This window comes from Paraburkholderia guartelaensis (genome assembly GCF_004353905.1).
Lineage (GTDB): Bacteria > Pseudomonadota > Gammaproteobacteria > Burkholderiales > Burkholderiaceae > Paraburkholderia > Paraburkholderia guartelaensis.
Genome location: NZ_SMOD01000008.1, coordinates 182,937 through 207,147, shown reverse-complemented (window position 1 = coordinate 207,147; position 24,211 = coordinate 182,937). Strand labels below are relative to the sequence as shown.

General features: G+C 65.1%; 18 protein-coding genes. 8 read left to right on the top strand and 10 right to left on the bottom strand.

The features are described 5' to 3' along the window. The first annotated feature begins 1 nt into the window (after nt 1). Nucleotides 2-1,216, top strand: coding sequence for an efflux RND transporter periplasmic adaptor subunit (locus E1N52_RS13020; RefSeq protein WP_133183193.1), 1,215 nt, complete (start codon nt 2-4; stop codon nt 1,214-1,216). A 12-nt stretch (nt 1,217-1,228) separates the two neighbouring features. Further along, nucleotides 1,229-2,713: an efflux transporter outer membrane subunit gene (locus E1N52_RS13015; protein ID WP_133183192.1), complete on the top strand. Its 1,485-nt coding sequence runs from the start codon at nt 1,229-1,231 to the stop codon at nt 2,711-2,713. On the opposite strand, the gene E1N52_RS13010 is transcribed toward E1N52_RS13015, so the two are convergent. Both E1N52_RS13010 and E1N52_RS13005 read right to left on the bottom strand, forming a co-directional pair. After that, nucleotides 2,688-4,103: a heavy metal sensor histidine kinase gene (locus E1N52_RS13010; RefSeq protein ID WP_133183254.1), complete on the bottom strand. Its 1,416-nt coding sequence runs from the start codon at nt 4,101-4,103 to the stop codon at nt 2,688-2,690. The genes E1N52_RS13015 and E1N52_RS13010 overlap by 26 nt on opposite strands. A gap of 8 nt (nt 4,104-4,111) precedes the next feature. Beyond that, complete coding sequence (locus E1N52_RS13005; protein ID WP_133183191.1) at nt 4,112-4,789, bottom strand: heavy metal response regulator transcription factor; 678 nt, start codon at nt 4,787-4,789, stop codon at nt 4,112-4,114. Nucleotides 4,790-5,178: 389 nt separating this feature from the next. Here E1N52_RS13005 and E1N52_RS13000 point away from each other — a divergent pair, with 389 nt between their 5' ends. Beyond that, nucleotides 5,179-6,759 carry a methyl-accepting chemotaxis protein gene (locus E1N52_RS13000; RefSeq protein ID WP_133183190.1) on the top strand — a complete coding sequence of 527 codons (1,581 nt, stop codon included), beginning with the start codon at nt 5,179-5,181 and terminating at the stop codon, nt 6,757-6,759. 121 nt (nt 6,760-6,880) lie between these two features. On the opposite strand, the gene E1N52_RS12995 is transcribed toward E1N52_RS13000, so the two are convergent. The 4 genes from E1N52_RS12995 to E1N52_RS12980 all read right to left on the bottom strand — a co-directional run bounded on the left by E1N52_RS12995 (nt 6,881) and on the right by E1N52_RS12980 (nt 12,563). Next, nucleotides 6,881-8,230 carry an MFS transporter gene (locus E1N52_RS12995; RefSeq protein WP_133183189.1) on the bottom strand — a complete coding sequence of 450 codons (1,350 nt, stop codon included), beginning with the start codon at nt 8,228-8,230 and terminating at the stop codon, nt 6,881-6,883. 523 nt (nt 8,231-8,753) lie between these two features. Next, on the bottom strand, nt 8,754-10,529 hold the full coding sequence (locus E1N52_RS12990; protein ID WP_133183188.1) for a tannase/feruloyl esterase family alpha/beta hydrolase: 1,776 nt from the start codon (nt 10,527-10,529) through the stop codon (nt 8,754-8,756). A gap of 191 nt (nt 10,530-10,720) precedes the next feature. After that, nucleotides 10,721-11,449: a substrate-binding domain-containing protein gene (locus E1N52_RS12985; protein ID WP_133183187.1), complete on the bottom strand. Its 729-nt coding sequence runs from the start codon at nt 11,447-11,449 to the stop codon at nt 10,721-10,723. 88 nt (nt 11,450-11,537) lie between these two features. After that, complete coding sequence (locus tag E1N52_RS12980; RefSeq protein ID WP_133183186.1) at nt 11,538-12,563, bottom strand: amidohydrolase family protein; 1,026 nt, start codon at nt 12,561-12,563, stop codon at nt 11,538-11,540. 370 nt (nt 12,564-12,933) lie between these two features. Here E1N52_RS12980 and E1N52_RS12975 point away from each other — a divergent pair, with 370 nt between their 5' ends. Then, nucleotides 12,934-14,106 (top strand): epoxide hydrolase family protein, encoded by a 1,173-nt coding sequence (locus tag E1N52_RS12975; RefSeq protein ID WP_133183185.1) that lies wholly within the window; start codon nt 12,934-12,936, stop codon nt 14,104-14,106. Nucleotides 14,107-14,109: 3 nt separating this feature from the next. Here the strand turns inward: E1N52_RS12975 and E1N52_RS12970 are convergent, their stop codons facing one another. Further along, complete coding sequence (locus E1N52_RS12970; protein WP_425468048.1) at nt 14,110-15,111, bottom strand: fatty acid desaturase; 1,002 nt, start codon at nt 15,109-15,111, stop codon at nt 14,110-14,112. Nucleotides 15,112-15,239: 128 nt separating this feature from the next. Here E1N52_RS12970 and E1N52_RS12965 point away from each other — a divergent pair, with 128 nt between their 5' ends. Beyond that, entirely contained in the window at nt 15,240-16,064 is an 825-nt protein-coding gene (locus E1N52_RS12965; protein ID WP_133183183.1) for a phosphate/phosphite/phosphonate ABC transporter substrate-binding protein, read from the top strand. Here the strand turns inward: E1N52_RS12965 and E1N52_RS12960 are convergent. After that, nucleotides 16,046-17,548 (bottom strand): MFS transporter, encoded by a 1,503-nt coding sequence (locus E1N52_RS12960; RefSeq protein ID WP_133183182.1) that lies wholly within the window; start codon nt 17,546-17,548, stop codon nt 16,046-16,048. The genes E1N52_RS12965 and E1N52_RS12960 overlap by 19 nt on opposite strands. Before the next feature lie 189 nt (nt 17,549-17,737). On the opposite strand from E1N52_RS12960, the gene E1N52_RS12955 reads away from it, so the two are divergent. Continuing rightward, complete coding sequence (locus tag E1N52_RS12955) at nt 17,738-18,538, top strand: MetQ/NlpA family lipoprotein (RefSeq protein ID WP_246089052.1); 801 nt, start codon at nt 17,738-17,740, stop codon at nt 18,536-18,538. 667 nt (nt 18,539-19,205) lie between these two features. On the opposite strand, the gene E1N52_RS12950 is transcribed toward E1N52_RS12955, so the two are convergent. Both E1N52_RS12950 and E1N52_RS12945 read right to left on the bottom strand, forming a co-directional pair. Then, nucleotides 19,206-20,579, bottom strand: a complete 1,374-nt coding sequence (locus E1N52_RS12950) for an LLM class flavin-dependent oxidoreductase (protein ID WP_133183180.1) — start codon at nt 20,577-20,579, stop codon at nt 19,206-19,208. Between the two features lie 116 nt (nt 20,580-20,695). Further along, nucleotides 20,696-21,619, bottom strand: a complete 924-nt coding sequence (locus E1N52_RS12945; RefSeq protein WP_133183179.1) for a DMT family transporter — start codon at nt 21,617-21,619, stop codon at nt 20,696-20,698. 125 nt (nt 21,620-21,744) lie between these two features. Here E1N52_RS12945 and E1N52_RS12940 point away from each other — a divergent pair, with 125 nt between their 5' ends. Together E1N52_RS12940 and E1N52_RS12935 are read left to right on the top strand one after the other, a co-directional pair. Further along, entirely contained in the window at nt 21,745-22,659 is a 915-nt protein-coding gene (locus tag E1N52_RS12940; RefSeq protein WP_133183178.1) for a LysR family transcriptional regulator, read from the top strand. A gap of 131 nt (nt 22,660-22,790) precedes the next feature. Beyond that, nucleotides 22,791-24,188 carry a dihydrolipoyl dehydrogenase gene (locus tag E1N52_RS12935; protein ID WP_133183177.1) on the top strand — a complete coding sequence of 466 codons (1,398 nt, stop codon included), beginning with the start codon at nt 22,791-22,793 and terminating at the stop codon, nt 24,186-24,188. The last annotated feature ends 23 nt before the right edge of the window (nt 24,189-24,211 follow it).

Below are 24,211 nucleotides of genomic sequence, written 5' to 3'. Positions count from 1 at the left end.
AATGAAATCGCAGACACCGCCCGAAGAACGCGATGCCGCGCCGCGAACCGCAACGCGAGGTCGCTCGGCTATAGTCATCGGCCTTACCTGCCTCGCTATCGCCGCGACGCTCCTCACAGCGGGCATCGTGCCGCGCCTCCAGGCGCGCACGGCGCAAGCCCAGCAGGTCGCGGCGCAACGCGAATTGATCGTCTCCACTCTCACGCCCACGCGCGCACCCGCCACGCAGGACCTGTTGCTGCCCGGCTCGGTCATGTCCTGGGCCGACGCCTCTATCTATGCGCGCACGAGCGGATACGTGCAGCACTGGTACACGGATATCGGCGCGCACGTGAAGGCAGGCCAGACGCTCGCGCAGATCGACACGCCCGAACTCGACGCGCAACTCCAGCAGGCGCGCGCCGACGAAGCCACCGCACAGGCCAACTATCGCTTCGCCAGCAGCACGGCGCAGCGCTGGCAAACGATGCTGCAGACGCAATCGGTCTCCGAGCAGGACGCCCAGGCGAAAACGAGCGACGCCGCTGCGAAACTGGCCACGCTCCAGGCGGCGCAGGCCAACGTGGCGCGGCTGCAGGAGCTGGTTTCCTACCAGAACGTGACGGCACCTTTCGATGGCGTCATTACGGCGCGCAACGTGCAGGTCGGCGCGCTCGTCACGGCAGGCGGCACGCCCGGCCTCGCCACGATGCCAGGCGAGCTGTTCCATATCTCGCAGACCGACCGGCTGCGCGTGTACGTAGACGTGCCTCAGGACGACGCGAGCCTCGTGACGCCAGGCACGGCTGTCTGGTTGACGACGCAGCAATATCCGGGCCGCCGCTTCGAAGCCAGCGTGGCGCGCAGTTCGAACGTGATCGATCCCGTGAGCCGTACGCTGCGCGTGGAAGTCGATGTCGACAACCGCGACGGCGCACTGATGCCCGGCGCCTACGCGCAGGTGCACCTCGCGCTCACGGCGGCCGCGCCGGCGCTCGAACTGCCCGTGAGCGCGCTGCTGTTCCGGCCGGATGGCGTGACAGTTGCGGTGGTGGATGCGAAGAACACGGTGCAATTGCGCAAGGTGAGCATCGGCCGCGACTTCGGCACCTACGTGGAAATCGCGACCGGACTCACGCCGACCGATCGCGTCATCAACAATCCCGGCGACGCCATCGCGGGCGGCCAGAGCGTGCGCGTGGCGGCAGCCTCGACGGCTGCGCAAGCGAAAGCGTAAGCGAGGCTCATCATGTTCGAACGCCCTCTCCCTGCGCTGCGCCGGATCGTCGTCGCCTGCACGGCGGCATCGCTCGCGGCATGCACCACGTTGCCCCATTACAGCGTGCCCTCGACGGACGTGCCTGCGCACTTCGCGACACAAACAACGCAACCCGCAGCGGCGCCCGGCTGGACCGTCGCCGCGCCCGCCGATGCCCAATCGCGCGGCCCATGGTGGACGCTCTTCGGCGACAACGACCTCGACCAGCTCGAAGCCCGCGTGGACGTGTCGAACCAGAGCGTGCGCCAGGCCGTCGCCAATCTCGAAGCCGCGCGCGCAATGATCGATTATCAGCGCGCGGGCTATGCGCCGACCGTCACGGCTGGCGTGGCGGCGCAGCGTTACCGGACCTCGCAGAATCTCGTGGATCATTCGCTCGCAGGCAAGACGATTCCCGATTATTCGACGGGCCTCACGGCAAGCTGGGAACCCGACCTCTTCGGGCGCGTGAAAGATGCGACCACCGAAGCGCACGCGAACGCCCAGGCCACGCAAGCCGACCTCGAATCGGTGCGCCTATCGGTTGCGAGCCAGCTGGCGACGGACTACTTCGATTTGCGCTCGCTCGATCGCCAGAAGAAGCTGCTCGACGACACCGTGACCGCCTACACGGCCGCGCTGCGCATCGTGCAGCAGCAGCTCGCCGACGGCGCGATCGACGCCTCCGCCGTCGCGCAGGCACAAACGCAGCTCGAAAGCGCGCGCACGGCGGACAGCGACATCGACGTACAGCGCGCGCAACTTGAGCACGCCATTGCCACGCTGATCGGCGTGCCCGCTTCGACGTTCAGTCTGCCGGCGCGTGTCGATCCCGCCGTCGTGCCGTCGATTCCCGCAGGCGTGCCCTCCGCGCTGCTCGAACGGCGCCCCGACATCGCGGCGGCCGAGCGGCGCGTGGCGGCGGCCAATGCAAGAATCGGCGAGGCACACGCGGCCTTTTATCCCGACCTCACGCTCTCCGCGACGGCGGGCCTCGAAAGCACGTTCTTCGCGCCGTGGCTTAGCGCGCCGAGCCTCTTCTGGTCGCTCGGCTCGCAACTGGCGGGCACGCTCTTCGATGGCGGCCGGCGCGACGCCACCTTAAAAGGCGCGAACGCACAATATGACGCGGCGGTGGCCGGCTACCGGCAAACCGTGCTGACGGCGTTCCAGCAAGTCGAAGACAACCTGAGTGCGCTCGACACGCTGGCGAGCGAAGCGCAGAGCCAGCAGCGCGCTACCGCCGCCGCGCAACTCTCGCTCAAGCTCACCACCAACCGCTACCAGGCGGGCGCGGTGAACTATCTCGATGTCGTGACGGCGCAGACCATCGCGCTCTCGAACGAACGCAACGAGGAGCAGATCGCAGGAAGAAGGCTCGATGCGAGCGTGCATCTGCTCCAGGCGCTCGGCGGCGGCTGGGACCGCGCGGCGCTGAGCGACTTGAGCGCTAAGGGCGGGCGAACGTCAGGATGAACCGCGTGCTCGTCGCATCGCTTTCGGCGCGTGCCGAGCCGCCGTGCAGCGTCATGATCGTGCGCACGATCGCGAGCCCCAGACCCGCCGAAGCACCCGCGCGCGGCTCGCGGTGGCGCGACGCATCCGCGCGATAGAAACGGTCGAAAATGCGCTCCAGCAGCGCCGCATCGATGGGCGTGCCCGGATTAGCCACCGTGACCTCGACGGCCTGTGGCGTCTGTTCGACGCTCAGCGTGATCTCCGCGCCGCGCGGCGTATAGCGCAGCGCATTGGCGAGCAGGTTGCCTACGGCGCGCCTGAACAACTCCTTGTCCGCGCGCAGGCGGCCCTCGCCCTGCACGCGGATTTGCACGCCCGCCTCGTCGGCAAGTCCTTCGAAGTAGTCGGCGATCTGCGTGAGCGCATCGTGCACGTCGAACTCCGCGAGCGTCGTCATGAACTGCGGATGCTCCGCGCGCGCGAGGAAGATCACGCTTTCGATCATGCGAGAAAGCCGTTCGCATTCCTCCAGATTCGATTCGAGTAACGCCTCGTATTCGGCCGTGGTGCGCTCGCGCGCGAGCGCCACTTCGTTCGCGCCGCGCAGGTTGCCGAGCGGCGTGCGCATGTCGTGCGCGAGATCCGCGGTGTATTGCGACATCCGCTCGAAGCCGCCGTGCAAACGGTCAAGCATGGCGTTGAGCGACTTCGTGAGCGTATCAAGCTCGCTCGGCGCGCGTTCGACTTCAATGGGGGTATCGAGCCGGTCGACCGTGACCGTGGCCGCGCGCGCCGCCATCTCGCGCAGCGGGCGCAGCGACTCGCGCACGAGCAACCAGCTCATGAGGAACGCGAGCAGCATGCCCGCCAGTCCGAAGCCGTAGAGCCGCTCGCGATAGTGGTCGAGCAGCCGCCAGCGGTCGGTCATGTCGCGCGCGATGACGATGGTGACGGGCGTGCCGTCCGCCAGCGCGGCGTCCGTGGCGAGTCCGCGCACGGGTACGCCGCGCGCATTGCGCCACTCCACCACATCGCCTTCGGTAATGCGTTGCGTCGGCGGGAGGCGCCGTGCGAGCGCCGCATCGGGAAACGTCGCGTCCGCAATGCCCGCCGTGTTGTGCTCGACCAGTTGCGCGCCGCCGGTGCCGAGTATTTCCATGGAAAGCGCGGGATTGCCGAGCACCTGGCTCGTGAGGCGCTCCGCATGCTCGCGCACGTCATGCTCGTTGTGCAGTTCCTGTGCGAGGCGGCGCGTGTGGCGCGAAATCAGCACGATATCGAGGTCGTCCTGCTGCTTCACCTCGCGGTCCAGCGTGAAATAAAGCGTGCTGCCCACGAGCGCGAATACCGCGAGCGTAGTGCCCGCGAAACTCAGCGCGAGGCCGGTGGCGAGCGAGCGCACCGCCATGCGCGCCATCAGGCGTTCCCTTTGATTTCGGCGACGTAGCCCACGCCGCGCACCGTGTGGATCAGCTTGACGTCGAAGGCGTCGTCCACCTTCGCGCGCAGGCGGCGGATGGCCACTTCCACGACGTTGGTGTCGCTGTCGAAATTCATGTCCCACACGTAGGAGGCGATTTGCGTGCGCGTGAGCACTTCGCCCTGGCGGCGCACGAGCAGTTGCAGCAGCGAGAACTCCTTCGGCGTGAGATCGATGCGCGTGGCGCCGCGTTTCACGCGCCGGCGCGTGACGTCCACTTCGAGGTCGCCCAGCAGCAGCACGTCGCTCTCGCGCGGGGGGCCGCGGCGAGCCAACGTGCGCACGCGCGCGAGCAGTTCGACGAAAGCGAACGGCTTGACGAGGTAGTCGTCCGCGCCCAGCTCGAGGCCCTTCACGCGGTCGCTGATGTCGTCGCGTGCGGTGAGGAACAGCACCGGCGTGGTGTGCGTGGCGCGTAGCGTCTTGAGCACCGTCCAGCCGTCCATTTCGGGCAGCATGACGTCGAGCACGATCACGTCGTACGCGGCCTCTTTCGCGAGAATCAGGCCTTCCGCGCCGTCCGCCGCGACATCCACCGCATAGCCGGATTCCTCGAAGCCCTTCTTCAGATAGGCGCCGGTCTTCGGCTCGTCTTCGATCACAAGAATGCGCATCGCCGTTCAACTCTGAGTGTGTCCGGCTCAATTGTATGCGTTGCGCCGCTTGGTGCGCGTCCGGGCGGCGCTCCCCGACTTTGCCGGACGCATTTCGAACGGTCGTATCGAATCTGCTTTGGGAGACTTGCGAAGAAGTTATCGGGCGTTGCTCATGCAAACATCCACTCAAACGCCTCAGACGCTTCGTCATCCTGGCTGTCAGCCTTATGCCGCGGGCGTTTGAGCTACGGCGTGACGGTACAGGCCGCAGCGCCTCGCTTCATTTATCGCCCTGCTGCGCCGCGGCGACGGTTTTCAGCCTCGAAGCGCCCCATTCATGATCGAAAACGCAGGCCGATAAGCATCGGACAGCGGGACAACCCGATCAAGAACAACGGAGACCACGAGTGCACACCGAATCATCGACCAGACAGATCCATCATGGAGAAGCCGCGCTCCCAGCCGGAAAGCTGCTCGTTTCCACGACCGACACGCGCGGCGTGATCACCTACTGCAACGACGCATTCATCGAAGCCAGCGGCCTTTCCCGCGAAGCGCTGATCGGGCAGCCCCATAACGTCGTGCGCCACCCCGACATGCCCGCCGAGGTATACCGCGACATGTGGGCCACGCTGAAAAAGCGCGAGCCATGGGTCGGCGTGCTGAAGAACCGCTTCAGCCACGGGCGGCATTGCTGGGTGCAGATTGGCGTCACGCCCATAGGGCAGCATGTCGTTGCGTACCGGGCCGTCCACACCGCAGCGTCGCGCGATCAGGTTCGGGCAGCCGAGGCGCTGTATGCGACTTTGCTCGCAGAGCAAAGAGCCGGCCGGCAAGCGCACCATCTGCAGGCTGGCGCAATCGTTCGCAAGGACATGGTGGGACGGCTTTCGCGCTTCGTGCATCCCACCATGAAGACGCAGACCTATCTGCTCACGAGCGGTCTCGCGGCGGCCGGCATGGTCACGGGCGTTCTGATCGATGGCGGCGCTGCGTCGATCACGCCCGTTCGCACGGCGATCGGCCTCGCCGCCTGCGTGGCGTTCGGCGTGCTGGCCGAATACCGCATGCGCTTCATGTTCATCTATCCGCTGCGCCGTCTGCTGGGCGCGGCCACGAGGCTCGCCATGGGCGACCTCACGCAGAAGGTCGAGAACACATGGAAGCCCACCGGCGTAGTCGGCAAGCTCGAACAATCGGTCAATCAGGTCAGCCTTAACATGCGCGCGATCGTCGGCGACGCACGCGACCAGATGGCGAGAATGAGCGCGGCCACAGCGACCGTGTCCGAAGGCAGCCAGACGCTCTCGGCGCGAGCCGAATCGCAGGCGGCGAGCCTCGAGCAGTCGGCGGCCTCGATGCAGCATATTGCGGCCAACGTGCGGCAAACCGCCGATGCGGCGCGCCAGGCGGCCACCAGCGCGGGCCAGGCGCGCGCCATCACCGAAGACAGCGGCCGTGCCGTGGAAGCCATGACGGTGACGATGCAGGGCATTACCGAGGCTTCCCGCAAGATTGGCGAGATCATTCAGGTGATCGAAGGGATTTCCTTCCAGACCAATATTCTCGCGCTCAACGCGGCCGTGGAAGCGGCGCGCGCGGGCGAGCACGGACGGGGTTTCGCGGTGGTGGCGAGCGAGGTGCGCAATCTCGCTGGCCGCGCGGCGATGGCCGCGAAGGAAATCGCGGGTTTGATCGTCGACTCGACGCAGAAGGTTCAGGAAGGCTGCCAACTCACTGAAACGGCCCGGGAAAAGATGCAGCAGGCGGTTCAGGCAGTGCGCGACGTGAACGTGCTAATCGACGAAATCAATACCGCGAGCGGCGAGCAAAGCGCCGGCATTGCCGAGATCAAGCAGGCTCTGGATCATATCGAAGCGCTTACGCAACAAGACAGCGCTCTCGTGAATCATTTTTCGATTTCGGCCACTACGCTGGGCAGGAATGCGCAGACCGTGATCGAAACGGTGGGGGCGTTCAGGATTTAACTAGCCGAACGGCACTAAAGCGGAGGCGATGCCTCCGCTCTCACACCAAACAAAAAAAACGGCGCGGCAGTGCAATTCGCACCGCCGCGCCGATCAGTCCAGCGCTGTTGCTAAATCAGACTCAGTGTGCCGCGCTCACCTGCGTAGCCGGTTCCGAATGACGCGCACGCTGCGAAACCAGGATCGCGATCGCCGCGAGCACAGCCGGTACGGCGAGCATCGCGAGAATCGCAGCGAATTCCCAGCCAAGACCCAGCAGCGCGCCGCCGATGGCCGAGCCGAAAATGCTGCCGAAGCGGCCCATGCCCAACATCCAGCTCACACCCGTTGCACGCGCAACCGTCGGATAACGGCCCGGCGCGTAGGCGTTCAGGCCCGTTTGCGCACCGCTCATGCAGAAGCCCGCAGCGAACACCAGCAGCGCGAGCGACGAGGAAAGTGCCCCCACACCGGCCAGCGCCAGCACACAGATGCCGCCGCCGACATACGCGGCGCTGATCACGCGCGCCGGACGCACCTTGTCCATGATCCAGCCCACCAGCACGGCGCCGATCGTGCCGCCGATCTGGAACATGGCCGTGACGTTCGCCGCCACCGTGATGGAGAGGCCGGCATCCTTGATCAGCGTGGGCAGCCAGCCGGTCAGCAGATAGATGACGAGCAGGCCCATGAAATACGTGACCCACAGCGCGATGGTCATCACGCCGTAGCCTTCCGAGAACAGCACGCCGATCGGCTTGCGCGTGGGCAGCGGAGGTTCCGTCGAAACGAAGGTCTCGTCGCCCGCGAAGTTCGCGCCGGTCACGCGGTTCAGCGTCGCGGCAATGCGCTTGCTCGTGGCGCCGCGCACGGCGAGCAGACGCGCCGATTCCGGCAGCAGCCAGGCCTGCAGCGGCACGAGTGCGAGCGGAATGGCGCCGCCAAAGATCAGCACCGCGCGCCAGCCGTGATTCGGCACAAGCCAGCCAGCCGCGAAGCCGATCAACGCGGAGCCGAGGTTGAAGCCCGTGAACATGATCGTGATGAGCAGCGCGCGGCGGCGTTGCGGCGAGTACTCCGAGAGCAGCGTCGTGGAGTTCGGCATGGCCGCGCCAAGACCGATACCGGTCAGCACGCGCAGCACCGCCATCGACACCGGCGACTGCGTGAACGCCGTGAGGATCGTGAACACGCCGAAGAGAAACACAGAGGTGATCAGCACCCACTTGCGGCCAACGCGGTCAGAAGCCGGGCCGGCGGCCAGCGCGCCGATCACGAGGCCGATGGGCGCCGCGCTCATGACGAGACCGAACTCGGGACGCGAAATGCCCCACTCGTGAATGATGGAGGGCGCGACGAAGCCCATGATGGCCACGTCCATGCCGTCGGCGGTCACTGCGAGGAAGCACAGCGCCACCAGTAGCCACTGGTAGGCCGAAATGTGGCGTTCGTCGATGAACGCCTTGATATCGATTGTTTTGCTGCCAGACATCTGTAGTCTCCTGTCCGTTCTGTGGTCTGCCGCTCGCTCGTGCCCGAGTCGAATTTCTACGAACTGCTATCCGTCGGGGGCACGATAGGTGGCCAGCCCCTCGCCTGAAAGTGCGGGTTAACCACATATTGGATACGTCCGTGCCCGTCCGCATGGGCGATTTCGGGCCGCCCGCACCCTCGATACCGCCCCGGAAGCCGCGCTGCGTAAAGGCCGGGCGCAATCAGCCCGCGCTTTGCCTGTCGTGGCCCGGGGCTGGAATCGAATCCACCGTGATAAACAAAATCGATGCTCTCCGAAAGGATTCGCAAACGCGCTGGACGATCGTGCGGAATTCAGTTGCCGCTACATCGCCAGGCGGCGCTCTCATTGGCGCCGCGTTTCGAGGTGGCGGCGCGGTTCGAGCCGCTGCCATCGGCGCGCATTCGCCATGCGATTCAGTTATCGCGATGCAAACGAAACCAGCCCCGAAGGGCTGGCCGGTTCAACAGTGAATCACGCGAGTTTGCCTGAAGTTTGCCCGTTAAGGCGCGGCAACACCCTGCGTAGTCGGCGTGTACGTCGTATAGAAGCTCGACCCTGCCCAGGTATGCGTGGGCTGGTTGTACAGCGGTGCGCCCTGCGTCCAGTTCGCGCCGAGGTGCCAGTCGCCGGTGCCCGTGAACTGCGCGACGGCCGGGTACGGATAAACCGGACGGCTGGCCGTCACGTTGTTCGACGAATCGGTCTGATACGTCATGACCGCGTTCGGCGCCGTGCCCTGCTCGGCCCACGCCGTGATCTGCGAGACGAGGTCGATGTTCGGGAAGCCTTCGCCGCCGCCGCAATGAGCCACGCCGGGCACGAGGTACAGGCGCGCGAAATCGCTCACGTTCGTCGCGCCCATCGTGTTCTGCATCGCTTCGTAGTACTGGATCGTGAAGAGCGGCGAAATGTGTTGATCGGCCCAGCCGTGCCACAGGATCAGCTTGCCGCCCGCCTTCTTGAACGCCGAAAGGTCGGGGTTCGTGGCGTCCATCAGCGGATGGTTGGCCTGCAGGTAGGTCGGGTAGAAGCTCGCGTCCGTGTAGCCGAAGGTGTCGATGGTCGGCATCGTGGGCGAGCCCGTGAAGATCAGGTTGTAGGCTCCCGTCACGATCATGTAGCTGAACAGGCTCTTCACCGAAACCGGCGTGGCCGTCGAATTCGTCGTGGGCACTTCCACGCCGACCCAGTTCTCCTCCGAGCCCATCTGCGGGGAGCCCGCCAGCATGCGCTCGCCCGTAGTCGCGTCCACCGGTCCGCCATAGATCTTGCTCGCGGTGGCGACTTCGGCTGCGGTCAAACAGTTGCTCGTGTTCGTCGCGCCTTGAGCACACTGGATCGATGCGGGATCGAAATTGCAGGTGCGCGGATCGGCGAGCAGACCATCGGGCACGCCCGCCTGGCCGCCGCATGCCGCAACGACGGCCTTGTGCAGCACGAGCGCCTTGTCGGCGTACAGAACGGCGTTGCCGGTGCTGTCGCCGGTCGTGCTTTGCGACTCCACGCTCCAGCCGTGATACAGCGAGTTCTGAATCTGGAAGTGCGCGGCCGGCGCGCCCGCGACGATGCCGTTATAGTCGTTGGGATAGCGTTGCGCGGCCATCAGCGCTTCGCGGCCGCCGTCCGAGCAGCCAATGAAGTACGCGTACTTCTGCGCCTGCCCGTAGTAGGCCTTGATGAGCTTTTCCGCCGTGAGCGTCGTGATGTGCTGCCCGCGATAGGCGAAATCGGCCTGTTTTTGCGGGTCCGTGGTCCACGTCGTGTCGTTGCCCGAGTGGCCCATGTCGGTCGCCGCCGTCACGAAGCCGCCTTCCTGCACGAGCGGGCACGTGTAGCTGAAGCTGAACGACGACTGCTGGGTCGGGTCGCTCACGTTGCCGCACAGCCCCCCGCAGCCCAGCGCCGCAAAGCGCTGCGTCCACGTGCTCACCGGCAGCGCCACTTCGAACGTATTCGAAGGCGCGAGCGTGCCCTTCACGGTACAGAAGTTGACCGAAGCACCGTTGATGGTCGCCGTGGTCACGCTAGCGGAAGTAATCGCGCTGCCCGAACCGCCGATATCGGTGATATCGACCGACGCCAGCTTCGAGCAATCCACCACGGGCGCCACGACTGCGAGCGGCGCTTTCGACGCATCGGCGCTACTGCTGCCACTACCGCCACTGCCGCACGCGGCCACGAGCGTGGCCGCCGCGAAGAGGGCGAACAGCGAGAGCAGCGAGGCGGCACGAGCGCGCACGCTCGTGAAAAGCCGCCGGGTATGCAGGGTTCTCATGCTTGCCTCCTGGGGTTGTCCGTATTGGTGTTCTTCTGATTCACTTTTCACGCCTCCGATTCTGTTTTTTCTGATTAGTAAACCTAAATAATTTGGATGCGTAGACCGTGCGACATGAGATGTCCGATCTAATCGCCTTATTGCTCCTTCTATTTCGCTTATTGCCGCCTAACGACTGCTCTGCTGCCGTGCTACAGCCTGTGCTCCCCGCCGCCTGCCGGCTCCATGCCGAACGCCCGCTTGGTCGCCTCGGCGCGTTCCGAACCGAGGAACGCAAGGAAGTCCGCCGCCGCCTGACGCTGCTGCGACACCGCACAGATCGCCGCGGAAAAGACCGTGACGAGTTGCGCGCCGGCGGGCAGCGGCCCGATCACGTCCACGCCCGGCACATCCTTTAGCTCGCTCAATTGCTGAAAGCCGATCTCGACCTCACCGGCCGCGATCAGGCTCGCCACCGGCACGCCCGGCTGCGCCAACACGAGGCGCGGCCTGAGCGTTTCGGCCACGCCCCAGCGTTCGAGCAGCCCCAGCAGATGGTCGCCGCTCGGCCCCGTCGAATAGCCAATGCGCGCCGCGCGCAGCATCGTCTCCCGCAATGCGCTTTCGGTGCCGATATCCGGGTGCGCCACACCAGCGGCGACGGCCGCCGCCATGCCGGAGCGCACGACGTCCGTGCGCGCGCCGATAAGGTGGCCGCCCGCCGCCAGGCGGTCGATCGCAGCCGAGGCCAGCACGGCGAAATCGAACGCCGCGCCCGCCTGCACGCGCCGCGCGGCTTCCACTCCGCCAATCGCGGCAACAGTCAGCCGCTGCCCCGTTTCGCGCTCGTATTGCTCGGCGAGACCCGCCAGCAGGAGGCGCGTCGCCATCGACCCGACCCCCGCCAGCGCGGCGCTGCTTTTCACATCGTCCTTTGTCATTGACTTCCGTTTCAGTCGAGAGTGAGCGAAACCGCCTGATGGTGCACTTCGCTGGTGTTGCACAGATTGCGAGCCGCGACGTGCGCGCTCACAAGCCCTTTTCCTTAAGACGCACGTCGAGGCGCGGATACACGCGGCGCGCGTTGCCTTCGTAGATCTTGTAGCGATCCGCGGCATCGACATGCGCGGCTTCGATATAGCGCTTCGTGTCGTCGTAGTTGTGGCCCGTTTCGGGGTCGATGCCGCGCACCGCGCCGATCATCTCGCTCGCGAACAGAATGTTGTCCACGGGAATCACGCGCGTGAGCAGGTCAATGCCGGGCTGGTGATACACGCAGGTGTCGAAGAACACGTTATTCAGCAAATGCTCGCTGAGCGGCGGCTTCTTCAGTTCCTGCGCGAGACCCCGGAAGCGCCCCCAGTGGTAAGGCACCGCGCCGCCGCCGTGCGGAATCACGAAGCGCAGCGTGGGGAAATCGCGGAACAGGTCCGACGTCAGGCACTGCATGAATGCAGTCGTATCCGCGTTCAGGTAGTGCGCGCCCGTGGTGTGGAAGCACGCGTTGCAGCTCGTGCTCACGTGGATCATCGCGGGAATGTCGTATTCGACGAGCTTCTCGTAAATCGGGTACCAGTGGCGATCGGAAAGCGGCGGGCTCGTCCAGTGGCCGCCCGAGGGATCGGGATTCAGGTTGACCGCCACATTGCCATACTGCTCCACACACTTGATGAGTTCCGGAATGCACGTGGCGGGATCGACGCCCGGGCTTTGCGGCAGCATCGCGGCCGGCACAAAGTGCTCGGGAAAAAGCTCGCTCACGCGGTGGCACAGCTCATTGCAGATCGCCGCCCAGGTGCTCGACACCTGGAAGTCGCCGATGTGATGGGCCATGAAACTCGCGCGCGGGCTGAAAATCGTGAGATCGAGTCCGCGCTCGCGCATCAGCTTGAGCTGATTGAGTTCGATCGATTCGCGCAATTCGTCGTCGCTGATCTTCAGCTCCGATGCCTTCGGCATCTCGGACGGTTGGGCGATGCCCGCTATCTGGCGTTTGCGCCACGCCTCCAGCGCCGCGGGCGCCGTGGTGTAGTGGCCGTGAATGTCGATGATCATTGGGACCTCTGCTGCTGATTCGAATCGTGGCGCTACGGTACGAATTGGCCCCACTGCGCTAGTAGCCAGGGCTATTACCTAGATTGCGCAAATAATACCGCTGGCGCCAATAAGCGGGTGCGGCAGCCGACGGCTGAAAATACCGGCAACCATGGACGCCGTGGGGTTTGCGCCGCGCCGCCTCGCCCGGATGAGGCGGCGCACCGCCCCGCCGCGCTGGCCAAACGCCGATAAATTAAATCGATGCCTCGATAAACATCTGGTAAGCGATCGATGGAATTCGAAGGGTCCCTTGGGGCGGCCGATGCGCGGCGGCGAATTCGCTCATAATCGTCAGTTCCTCGGCCTGCCAGCGTGCGGATGAACCACCATGCATATCGATCGATTCGAAATTCGCGTTCCGGAAGATGCACTCGACGACCTGCGCCGGCGTTTGCGCGCCACGCGCTGGGCCAACGCTACGCCCTCGCCGGCGTGGCAACAAGGGGCCGATAGTGCGTGGTTGCGCGAGCTGGTCGCGTATTGGGCAGACGAATATGACTGGCGCGCCACCGAACGCGCGCTGAACCAGTTGCCGCAGTTCATGGCCGAAGTCGGCGGTGCAGGTGGCGCAGGTGGCCAGCGCGTTCACTTCGTGCATCGGCGCGGCACAGGCCCGAAGCCCTACCCGCTCGTGGTCACGCACGGCTGGCCGGGGTCGTTCATCGAATTCGAGGCACTACTCGACCGGCTCTGCGATCCCGCCGCATTCGGCGCGGACCCGGCCGATGCGTTCGATGTCGTCGTCCCGTCACTGCCGGGCTTTGCCTTTTCGCCCGCGCCGGCGGCGCCCGGCACCTCCGCGTTCCAGATCGCAGACCTGTGGGCCGCGCTCATGCGCGGTCTCGGCTACGAGCGCTTCGGCGCGCAGGGCGGCGACCTCGGCGCGGGCGTGTCCATCGCGCTCGCCGCGCGGCACAGCCCGGCCGTCGAGGGCATCCACCTGAACTTCCTGCCCAGCTCGTACGAACCCGCAATCGACACCGCGCAAGCCCCGCTCACCCCGGCGGAACAGGACTATCTGCGCGAAAAGGCCGACTGGGCAGCGATGGAGGGCGGATACGCGCATATGCACAGCACGAAGCCGCAAACGGCGGCAGCCTCGCTCAACGACTCGCCCGCGGGACTGGCCGCCTGGATCGGCGAGAAGTTTCGCGCATGGAGCGACTGCGACGGTGACATCGAGCGTCGGTTCTCGAAGGACGCCTTGCTCACGGACCTTTCGCTGTACTGGTTCACGGGCAGCATCGGCACGTCGATGCAGATGTACTGGGAAAACCGTCTCCAGCCGTTTCGCTTCGCGGCGGGACAACGCGTGACGCCGCCCGTCGCCTTCGCGCGCTTTCCCAAGGAGATCAATCACCCGCCACGGTCGTGGCTCGAGCGCGTGTTCGATGTCGCGCAATGGACCGACATGCCGCGCGGCGACCATTTCGCCGCCATGGAAGAGCCTGATCTTCTCGCCGCCGACATCCGCCGCTTTTTCAAGCGGTTCCGGGAGTGAATGTCACTGCGCGGTGTTGTCGCCGAACGGATGTGCGGGAGCATCCGTCGCGCGCCACGCGTAACGCCTGAGGAGCGCGGCGTAGCCTTCGATCACGAAGCCGCCGCATTTGTGCCGATAGTCATCGCGCCGCATGCGATAGGCGCGCGGCAGTTGAAACCACGGCAAGCGCGGCAGATCGTGGTGCACGAGATGGTAGTTGTTGTTCAGATACAGAAAGCGCATCACGAGTCCGGCCTCGTTGATGGCGATGCGCGCCTTGGGATGCGACGCCGCGCGATGCTCGTACAGCGAGCGGACCATCGCAAGCCCGAGCGCGGGCCAGGTGACGGCGGCGAGATACCACCACCACGGCACGCCCGCGTAACGCTGCACCCACGCGAGCAGCAACACGACAGCTGCGAAGTGTGCGAGCCACATCGGCACGTCTCGCCAGTCGCCGCTACGCAGCGCTTTCGCCGCGCCGGCGAGCATGGCGGCCACGCTCATGGGCGGCCCGATCACCACACGGCCCACGAAGCTCTTGCGTGCGTGCCATAGCACGCGATGCCAGCGCGGCAGGCGAGCCCATTGCTCGTGCTGCACGTAGTTCGTTTCGGGGTCGATGCCAGGCACAGTCAACGCTTCGTCGCGATGATGCGCCATATGGCTCTTGCGGTACACCGCATAGGGGAACCACACGGCAAGCGGCGCCCAGCCCAGCGCCATGTTCAACAATGCGAACCGGGTGGGATGTCCATGCAGCAATTCGTGCTGGAGCGACATATGCCATGCGCACAGCACGATGAGGCAAGGCGTGGCGGCCACGAGCGTGACCACACCTGAGCGCACGAACGCGAGCACCGCAAACCAGCCGCCGTAGATCACCGCGATCAGCAGCCATGTGGGCCATTCCGTGCGCGCGGTGAATCCTGTGGCGAGCGCGGCGACTTCCCGCGCGTGGTCTGCGTCGAAGTATTCGGCCATGTTCGCCAGCTCCCGCAATGAAGGATGATGCCACTCCATACGGAGAGCAAAGCAACGCAGGTCCTCACCATACCGAACGCACAGCGCTTTACCAAACAACGAATTGCCATTTGCTTATTTCACTGCGCCGCGCGACGCGCCATGACTGCGCGGCGTAGAATGCGCCGATGACCCGCTGGATCGCCTCCCTGCCGATGTACAACGTGACGCCGCAACATGCGGCGGCGTGGCGTTCGCTGCTGAGCGACTGCCTGGTCGTACTTGGGCGCTCGTTCGACATGGGCGACATCGCGATCGTGAACGCGCCGGATGGAGAACTCATGCCCCACTGGCGCCGCACGGATTTGCTGCTCTCGCAGACCTGCGGGTTTCCGTACCGGATGCTCGACCTCGCCAACGAAGTTCAGCTGCTTGCGACCCCGATATTCGACGCCCCCGGTTGCGAAGGCCCGCGCTATCGAAGCGTGCTTGCCGTTTCAGCACAGGCGTGGGAGCGTGGCGCGAAAACGCTGGAAGCGTGCCGCGGTCTGCGCGCCGCATGCAACGGCGCGGATTCGCATAGCGGCATGAACGCGTTTCGCCACGCAATCGCGCCGCTCGCACGCGACGGGCGCTTCCTCGCCTCGGTGCACTGGACAGGCTCGCACGCGGCCACCTTACACGCGCTGGCGAGCGGCGCGGCCGACGTGGGCGCCATCGACTGCGTTACGTTCGCACTGCTGCACGATTCCCACCCCGAACGGTTCGACGGTGTGCAAACCATCGGCATGACAGCGTCCGCACCCGGCCTTCCGCTGATCGCCTCACGCGCGCTCGGCGAGAGTCAGGCGCAAGCGCTGCGTGATGCGCTCGACGCCGCGCTCGCAGCCGACCCCGAGCGCGCACGCAAGCTGCGGCTGCGCGGGTTCGCCAGGCTCACGAGCGAGGCGTACGCCGAGATCGAGGCGTTCGCCAACGCCGCCGCTCGTCAGGGCTATACCGAACTGCGTTGAACCACGGCGTCAGGCTCATCCGCGTAATCTTCGCTATCGATGTCGTAACCCGAGGGCTCCCACCGGATCGCGAGCAACATGAGTAGCGAAGTGAGCGGCGCGACGGCGATCACCCAGAAGACCTTCGTTCCGAGCGCCGCGGCGAGCACGGGAAACAGGAATAGCGACACCGTGGAAGCGGAGCGCACGAGCGTCTGATTGAAGCCCACGCCAATGCCGCGCAGAGAAGTTGGATAACTGAGCGACGCATAGGTCATGCTATGCGAACCGGGGCCGAACCCCTGCCCGAACAGATAGCCGCCCAGCAGCAGAATGGCGAGCACGACGAAAAAGCCGCTGCCCGGATGGCCGATCAGCGCAAGACCGATGAGCGAGACGAACTGCAGCGTGTGACCGAGCACGGTCATTTTCCACGCGCCGACGGTGGGCGCGGTACGCACGCCAATCAACCCGCCAACGAAAGCGAACAACAGGTTCAGCGTGAGCGCAGAAACGATGGTCGTGAGCGGACCCTGCTGGAGAAAGCTCGCGATGATCACGGGCAAGCCGAAAATGATCGCGTTGTAACCGAAAGAAGATGCCGCGCCGATCGTTGCGGCAAGGATCGTGCGGCGGCGATAAGTGGCGTTGAAAAGCACGCCGTAGTTGCGCCATGAAGCGGCACGCGGCGCTCGCGCGGGCGCCTCACTGCGCTCGACCACTGCATCCACGCCATACGAGCGCTTGAGAATGCGCGCCGCGCCTTCCAGATCGCCCTGATTCGCGGCCCATACGGGCGACTCGCTGATATAACGGCTGCGCACGGCGATGATGACGAGCGCCGGCACCGCGCCGAACGCGAGCGTGATGCGCCAGAGCCAGCCGAGCTGATGCTCGGGCAGGATCGCATAGAGGCCGAGAATGAGCAGATAGCAGGTGCTGGTGGCCGCGTACCACGCGGGGCACCACGCCGCCACGCTGGCCGCCTTGTTGCCCTTGCCCGCCACGCGCGAGAACTCGGCGAGAAACGCCATGGCGACCGGCAAATCAAGCCCCACGCCGAAACCCATGAGAAAGCGCGCACCGCCCAGCACCCAGGCGTTGGGTGCGAGCCCGGCCGCGATCGCGGCAACGACGAAGAACAGCATGTCGGCCATGAATACGCGGTAGCGCCCGATGCGGTCCGTGAGATAGCCACCGAACAGGGCGCCGAGAATCGCGCCGAACGTAATGGCCGCCGAAACGAAGCCGACCTGCACGGGCGAAAGCGAGAATTCGCGCGCGATGTCCTTTATGCCGTAGGCGAGCGAGGTGAGATCGTAGGCATCGAGAAACACGCCGCCCAATGCGATGGCGATCACGATGCGCGCGTTGCTGCCCTGCGCGGCCCCGGCGTTGATGATGCGGGAGACGTCCTGAGCGGAGCGGATCACGGCATGTTGCGGGTTTTGCGCTTGCCCGGCGGCTTGAATGACTTCGGAAGCGGGAACGGCGAGAGTGGACATGGAACGGAGCTCGCGTGATGGATGGAATCGCTGCATCCTAGCCACGCCGTTGCATGCCGCAAAACGACGAATATAGCTAAGCAATGCTTCCAAAATTGGTTGTCCACTTGCAGTGCACTCTCTAGCATCGTCGTATCCACAACTCTTCGAATAACGGATCCTATGAAGAAAAGAACATTGCTGGGCGCGATGCTGGCTTCGCTCGCGTTGGGCGCGAGTTTCGGGGGCGCGACGCTCGCACACGCGGCGGACCAGACATTGCGCGTGGGCATCATGTCGGGCGAAGACGAGGACGTGTGGCGCGTGGTCGCCGCCAACGCCGCGAAGCGAGGCCTGACGATCAAGGTGACCACGTTCTCCGAATACACGCAGCCCAACGAAGCGCTTTCGAGCCACGACCTCGACGCCAACTCGTTCCAGCACAAGCCGTATCTCGACGCGCAGATCAAGGCGCGTGGCTACAAGATCGTGCCGGTGGGCTTTACCTACGTGCAGCCTATCGGGCTGTATTCGCGCAAGGTGAAGTCAGTGGCGGACCTCCCGCAGGGTGCGACCATTGGCGTGCCGAACGATCCGAGCAACGAAGGCCGCTCGCTGCTGCTGCTCCAGGCACAGGGGCTCATCACGTTGCGCGAGAACGTCGGCCTGCTGCCGACCGCACGCGACATCGCGAAGAACCCGAAGAATATCCATATCAAGGAACTCGATTCAGGTATTGTCGGGCGCGCGATTGGCGATCTGGATGCGGCTGTTGTCAATACGGACTGGGCGGTGAAGTCCGGGATCAAGATTCCGCAGGAGCGGATTGCTCAGGAGAAGGTGACTGGCAATCCTTATCGCAACTTCATTGCTGTGAATGAGAAGGACGCTAACGCGGGTTGGGTGCGTGCGCTTGTGGAGAGCTATCAGCAGCCGAATGTGGCTTCCGAGATTATTGCCGTGTATCACGGGGCTACGTTGCCTGCCTGGCAGGGTGCTCCGCAACAGTGAGGGGTGGGGTTGCGGCTGGGCGCCGGGAGGATTTTTGTGCTCGGCTTCCTGGCGCTTTGGCGTTTCCTTGTTTTCGCGTCGGTATGCCTGGGTTGCCCCTGTGCGGGGCGGCACCTACTTTCTTTGTCCCCCAAGGGGACTTCCTTCGGGGCGCACGGCAAAGAAAGTAGGCAAAGAAAGCCGCTCAAACCGCTAATGCCTGCCACCGTTCACCTCGCGCCATTCTTCGTGAATGGCTCCGGAGCGTCTGTCACCTCGCACCACCAAAGCTAGTGACAAGGCAGTCATTCATCCCGCTGCTCGCTACGCACGCTGCGGTTGGGTCTGCATGGGAAACCGGGTGGCACGCATGAGCATTTGCGAGAACCCATGTGCTCCGCTGGTGTTTGTTGTGCCCTTCGGCGCGCGGAGCGCCGCCGGAGGTATGAGCGCCTTGTCACTCCGTTTGTGGGCGAGTGGTGACAGACGCTCCGGAGCCATTCACCATCTACGGCGAGATGTGAACGGTGGCAGGCGCTGGCGGTTTGAGCGGCTTTCTTTGCCTACTTTCTTTGCCGCCGCAAAGAAAGTAGGTGCCGCCCCGCACAGGGGCAACGCTGGCATACCGACGCGAAAGCAAGAAAAGGCCAAAGCCCCAGGGCAATCCCAACAAAAAAGCCACCCACACTCAAACCACTTCACCCGCCCACCGATACCCCGCCCCAGCATGCCGCTCAGGCAAAACAGCCTCACCACCAAACAACTTCTCCCGCAACGTCCCAGGCGCATACGCCGTCTTATAGCGCCCACGCGTCTGCAACTCCGGCACGATGAGATCCACGAAATCCTCATAGCTCTCGGGCACAACTGTGCGGCTCAAGTTGAACCCATCCACATCCGCCTCGTCGATCCACGCCTGTAGCTCATCCGCCACTTGCGAAGCGCTGCCAACAATCGCCGGATAGCGGCCACCCAGCTCGAACATCTCGAGCAGCTTGCGCCGCGTCCAGCCATGTTGCTTCGCCGTGCGCGTGGCAGATTCGATCGCGTTGCCCGGCGCGTAATCCACGGGCGCGTCGAGATCGTATTGCGCGTAATCGATGCCCGTACTCGACGCGAAATGCGCCAACCCAGCCTCCCGGCTCGCATACTGGCGGTAGTCGGCATACTTCTCGCGTGCTTCGCGCTCGGTCGCGCCCGCCACCACCGCCGCGCCAACGAACACCTTCACATCGTCGGGCCGGCGCCCCGCTTGCACCAGTTGTTCGCGCAGCGCGCGCACCGTCTCGCGCGCTGCGGAGCGGCCAGGCGGCGAAATGAACACGCATTCGGCGTGACGCGCAGCAAAGCGCTGCCCGCGTCCCGAATTGCCCGCCTGGAACAGCACCGGCGTACGCTGCGGCGAAGGTTCCGCCAGGTGATAACCGTCCACACGGTAGTAACGTCCCGCATGCTCCACGCGGTGCAGCTTCGCAGGATCTGCGAAAATACGCGCGACCTTGTCGCGCCGCACGGCGTCCGCTTCCCAGCTGCCCTCCCATAGTTTGTAGAGGACTTCCAGGTATTCGTCCGCCCGGTCGTAGCGCTCGTCGTGTGGCAGTTGCTGCTCGAGCCCCATGGCGCGCGCCGCGCTGTCCAGATAGCCCGTCACGATGTTCCAGCCGATGCGGCCCTGCGTGAGGTGATCGAGCGTCGAAAAGCGCCGCGCCAGCAAATAAGGCTGCTCGTAAGTCAGGTTCACCGTCACGCCAAAGCCGAGATGCTCGGTTACTGCGGCCATGGCCGGCACGACGAGCGTGGGGTCGTTCACCGGCAACTGGATCGACTCGCGCAGCGTCACGTCCACGTTGCGCTGATAGACGTCGTAGACACCCACGATATCGGCAAGAAAGAGTCCGTCGAAGAGCCCGCGCTCCAGCGTGCGCGCGAGATTCGTCCAGTACGCGAGCGTGCGGTAGTCGGTCGAGCGGTCGCGCGGGTGCGTCCACAGCCCGTGATTGATATGCCCCACGCAATTCATGTTGAACGCGTTGAGCAAAATGGGTTTGTTCGTTTTCGCCATCGTAAGGCTCGCTCCTGCGGCATCGAAGGACCAAATGCCCATTGGAACAGCTTGCGTCCCGATCCCCTACCAGTTAATTCGCAATTGCATATCAGCTTTGCGGATGTGCGCGCGGCCTACGCTTTCACGGTGTCCTGCGCTTCTATCTGCACTTCGACCTGCGGTTCCCGCTTGAGCGCGAAAAGCGAAGCGGCAACGATCAGCATGCCGCCGATCCACGCGGACAAGGTAAGCCGCTCGCCGAGCCACACACACGCAAAGAGCGCGCCGAACACCGGCTCGCTGCCCATGAGCAACGCCACGCGCGTGGGGCTACTGCGGCTCACGGCATAGTTCTGCACGAAGAAGGCGAACAGCGTGCAACCCGCCACGAGATAGATCACGCTGCCCCAGAACACGCCATGCCCCTGCCAGTGCGGCAATGGTTGCCACTGTTCGGGCGCAACAGTCAACGCGAGCGCGGCGCAGCCAATCGAAACGACGGCGGACTGGACCGCCGTCACCGTGAGCGGCGGCACGGCGCCGGACTTCATCACGCGCTTGACCGCGCAGGTCGTCAATGCGCGCAGCAGTGCAGCCAGCACGACCAGCAGATCGCCGGGGCTTGCCGCCACATGGCCGCCCGTGAGGAGAAGCGCGCCAAGCAGGGACACGCCGGCCGCCGCCCATTCCACCGGCCGCGGCGCGCGCTTGAGCCACGCCCACTCCACGAGCGGCGTGAGGACCACGCACAGGCTGATGAGAAACGCGGCGTTCGAGGCGTTCGTGAGCGACACGCCAAACGTCTCGGCCAGAAAGATGCCGAGCAACAGCAGTCCCGCGCCGATCACGCCGATCTGCTCGCGCCACGTCGCTTGACGCAGACCGCGCAACGCGGGTGACAGCAGCACGAACGTAATGCCAAAGCGCAGCGCGAGCAGACCGAGCACTGGATAGACGAGCAGCGCGCCCTTCACCACGCCATAGCTCGTGCCCCAGATGAGCGCGACGGCCACGAGCAGCAGATCGACGGTGCGGGAAGAACGGGTCAGAGCATTCATGGGGAACGAGCCTGCGGATGAGCCTGGAATGGACACATTGTCCGATAATGCTTTCGAAGCGATAATCCGCTTCAACGGAACATCATTTATGCTTCAGGTGCACAGATGACTTCGCCCTGCCTGCCATGAATCCCGCCGACCTCCTGCCCCTGCTGCCCGATCTGGCCACCTTCGCCCGCGTGGTCGACGCCGGTAATTTCTCGGTCGCGGCGCGCCAGCTCGGCAGCACGCCTTCCACCGTGAGCCGCCAGATGCAGCGGCTCGAACGCGCGCTCGGCACGCGTCTGCTGGAGCGCTCCACGCGCAGCCTGCGGCTCACGGAATCCGGCGCCGAGGTCTACCGCCACTGCACGGACATGGTCGAAGCCGCCACGAGCGCCGCGCAAGCCGCGAGCCGCCTCACCGACCGCCCGCATGGCCGCGTCAGCATCAGCGCGCCCATCTCGTTTGCGCAAAGCGTCATTCATCCGCTGATCTCCGGTTTCCTGCATGCGTACGAGGAGGTCGCAGTGCAGCTCATGTTCACCGACCGCGACGTCGATCCCGTGCGCGACAGCGTCGATGTCGTGATCCGCCCAACGCCCACGCCGCCGCCGGGGCTCGCGGCGCGGCGGCTCGGCACGCTGCAGTGGATGTCGTGCGCGTCGCCCGCCTATCTGCGCGCGCACGGGACGCCGAAACACCCGAAAGATCTCGCCGGCCACGACTGCCTCTATCTCGGCGAAACGCCCGACGACAACCGCTGGACCTTCCGGCGCGGCGCGCAAACGCATGCGGTCGAGGTGAAGGGCCGCTATATCGCCAACGACGTGGGCGCGCGGCGCGATGCGGCGCTTGCAAACTGGGGCATTGCGAGCCTGCCCGAATTCGCCGCGGCGGATGCGCTGCGCGACGGCCTGCTCGTGCGTGTGCTGCCCGAGTGGTCGCTGGAGCCGCGCGCGTATAGCGGTCCGGTGTGGATGCTCTATCCGCCCAATCGCTTTCTGCCGCCGAAGGTGCGCGTGTTGATCGACTGGCTCGCGCAGCACATGCCCGAGTGATCGGCGGCGCATGCCCCGCCGCCCGTGAGACGATCGGGCATGAACTTGAGCAGCGCCGACATTCACCCTCGCGCGTGGACCTCCTAGACTGGGTTATGGAAACGAATGCATGAACCCCTCAAGGAAACACGATGCAAACCCTGCGAACGGATGTCGCCATCATCGGCGCCGGCACGGCCGGACTTTCTGCTTACCGTGCCGCAAGGGCGGAAGGTGCAAGCGCAATCATCATTGAAGGCGGCGCTTATGGCACGACGTGCGCGCGCGTGGGCTGTATGCCCTCGAAGCTGCTGATCGCGGCGGCCGAGGCGGCGCACGCGGTGACGATGGCGCCGCGTTTCGGCGTGAATCCGCTCGGCATGGAAATCGACGGCCGGGCCGTGATGGAGCGTGTGCGCAGCGAGCGGGACCGCTTCGTCGGTTTCGTCGTGGACAGCACGCTCGCCCTGCCTGAAGCGGACCGCCTCGTCGGGCATGCCCGCTTCATCGACGACGGACTGCTCCAGGTTGGCGAGCACACGCAGGTGCGCGCAAAGAGCGTCGTGATCGCTACGGGCTCCACGCCCACGGTACCCGAGTCGCTCGCCGGACTCGGCGACCGCCTGATCGTGAACGACGACGTATTCGCCTGGGAAGACTTGCCGCGCAGCGTGGCGGTGGTCGGTGCGGGCGTGATCGGTCTGGAACTCGGCCAGGCGCTTGCGCGGCTCGGCGTGCGGGTCACGTTGTACGGCGGCTCGCATGGCAGCGTGGGACCGCTCACGGACCCGCGACTGATCAGCGAAGCGCACCGCGTGTTCGGTGCAGAAATGCAGTTCGAGACGCAGGGACGTGTCGTATCGGCTACGCGCAGCGATGCGGGCGTGACGCTGCGCTATGCCCGTACGGATGGCACGCAGTCCGAAGCAACGTTTGATTACGTATTGGCGGCAACGGGCCGGGACCCCAACGTGGCGACCCTCGGGCTTGCGAACACCTCGCTCGAACTTGACGCGCAAGGCGTGCCGCGCTTCGACCCGGCTACGCTGCAAGTCGGCACGGCACCGGTGTTTGTAGCGGGCGACGCGAACGATGTGCTGCCGCTGCTGCACGAAGCCGCCGACGAGGGCCGGGCCGCGGGCCGCAATGCGGCTCGCTTTCCCGAAGTCGAACCCGTTGCGCGCCGTGCACCGCTTGCAATCGTGTTTTCCGATCCGCAGATCGCCATGATCGGCAAGTCACATCGGGAACTGGTGGAAGGCAGCTTTGTGACGGGCGCCGTGAGCTTCGAGGACCAGGGCCGCAGCCGCGTGATGCTCAAGAACCACGGTCTGGGCCACGTGTACGTGGATCGCGCGACACGGCGCTTCGTGGGTGCGGAATGGTTCGGGCCGGCGGCGGAACATATCGGGCATCTGCTTGCGTGGAGCGTACAGATGGGACTGAGCGTGGACGACATGGTGGCGATGCCGTTCTATCACCCGGTGGTGGAGGAAGGCTTGCGTACGGCGTTGCGCGACGCCGCCTCGCAGTTGAATCACAAGGGCTAAGCGAATTTCGCCTGGCCATCCTG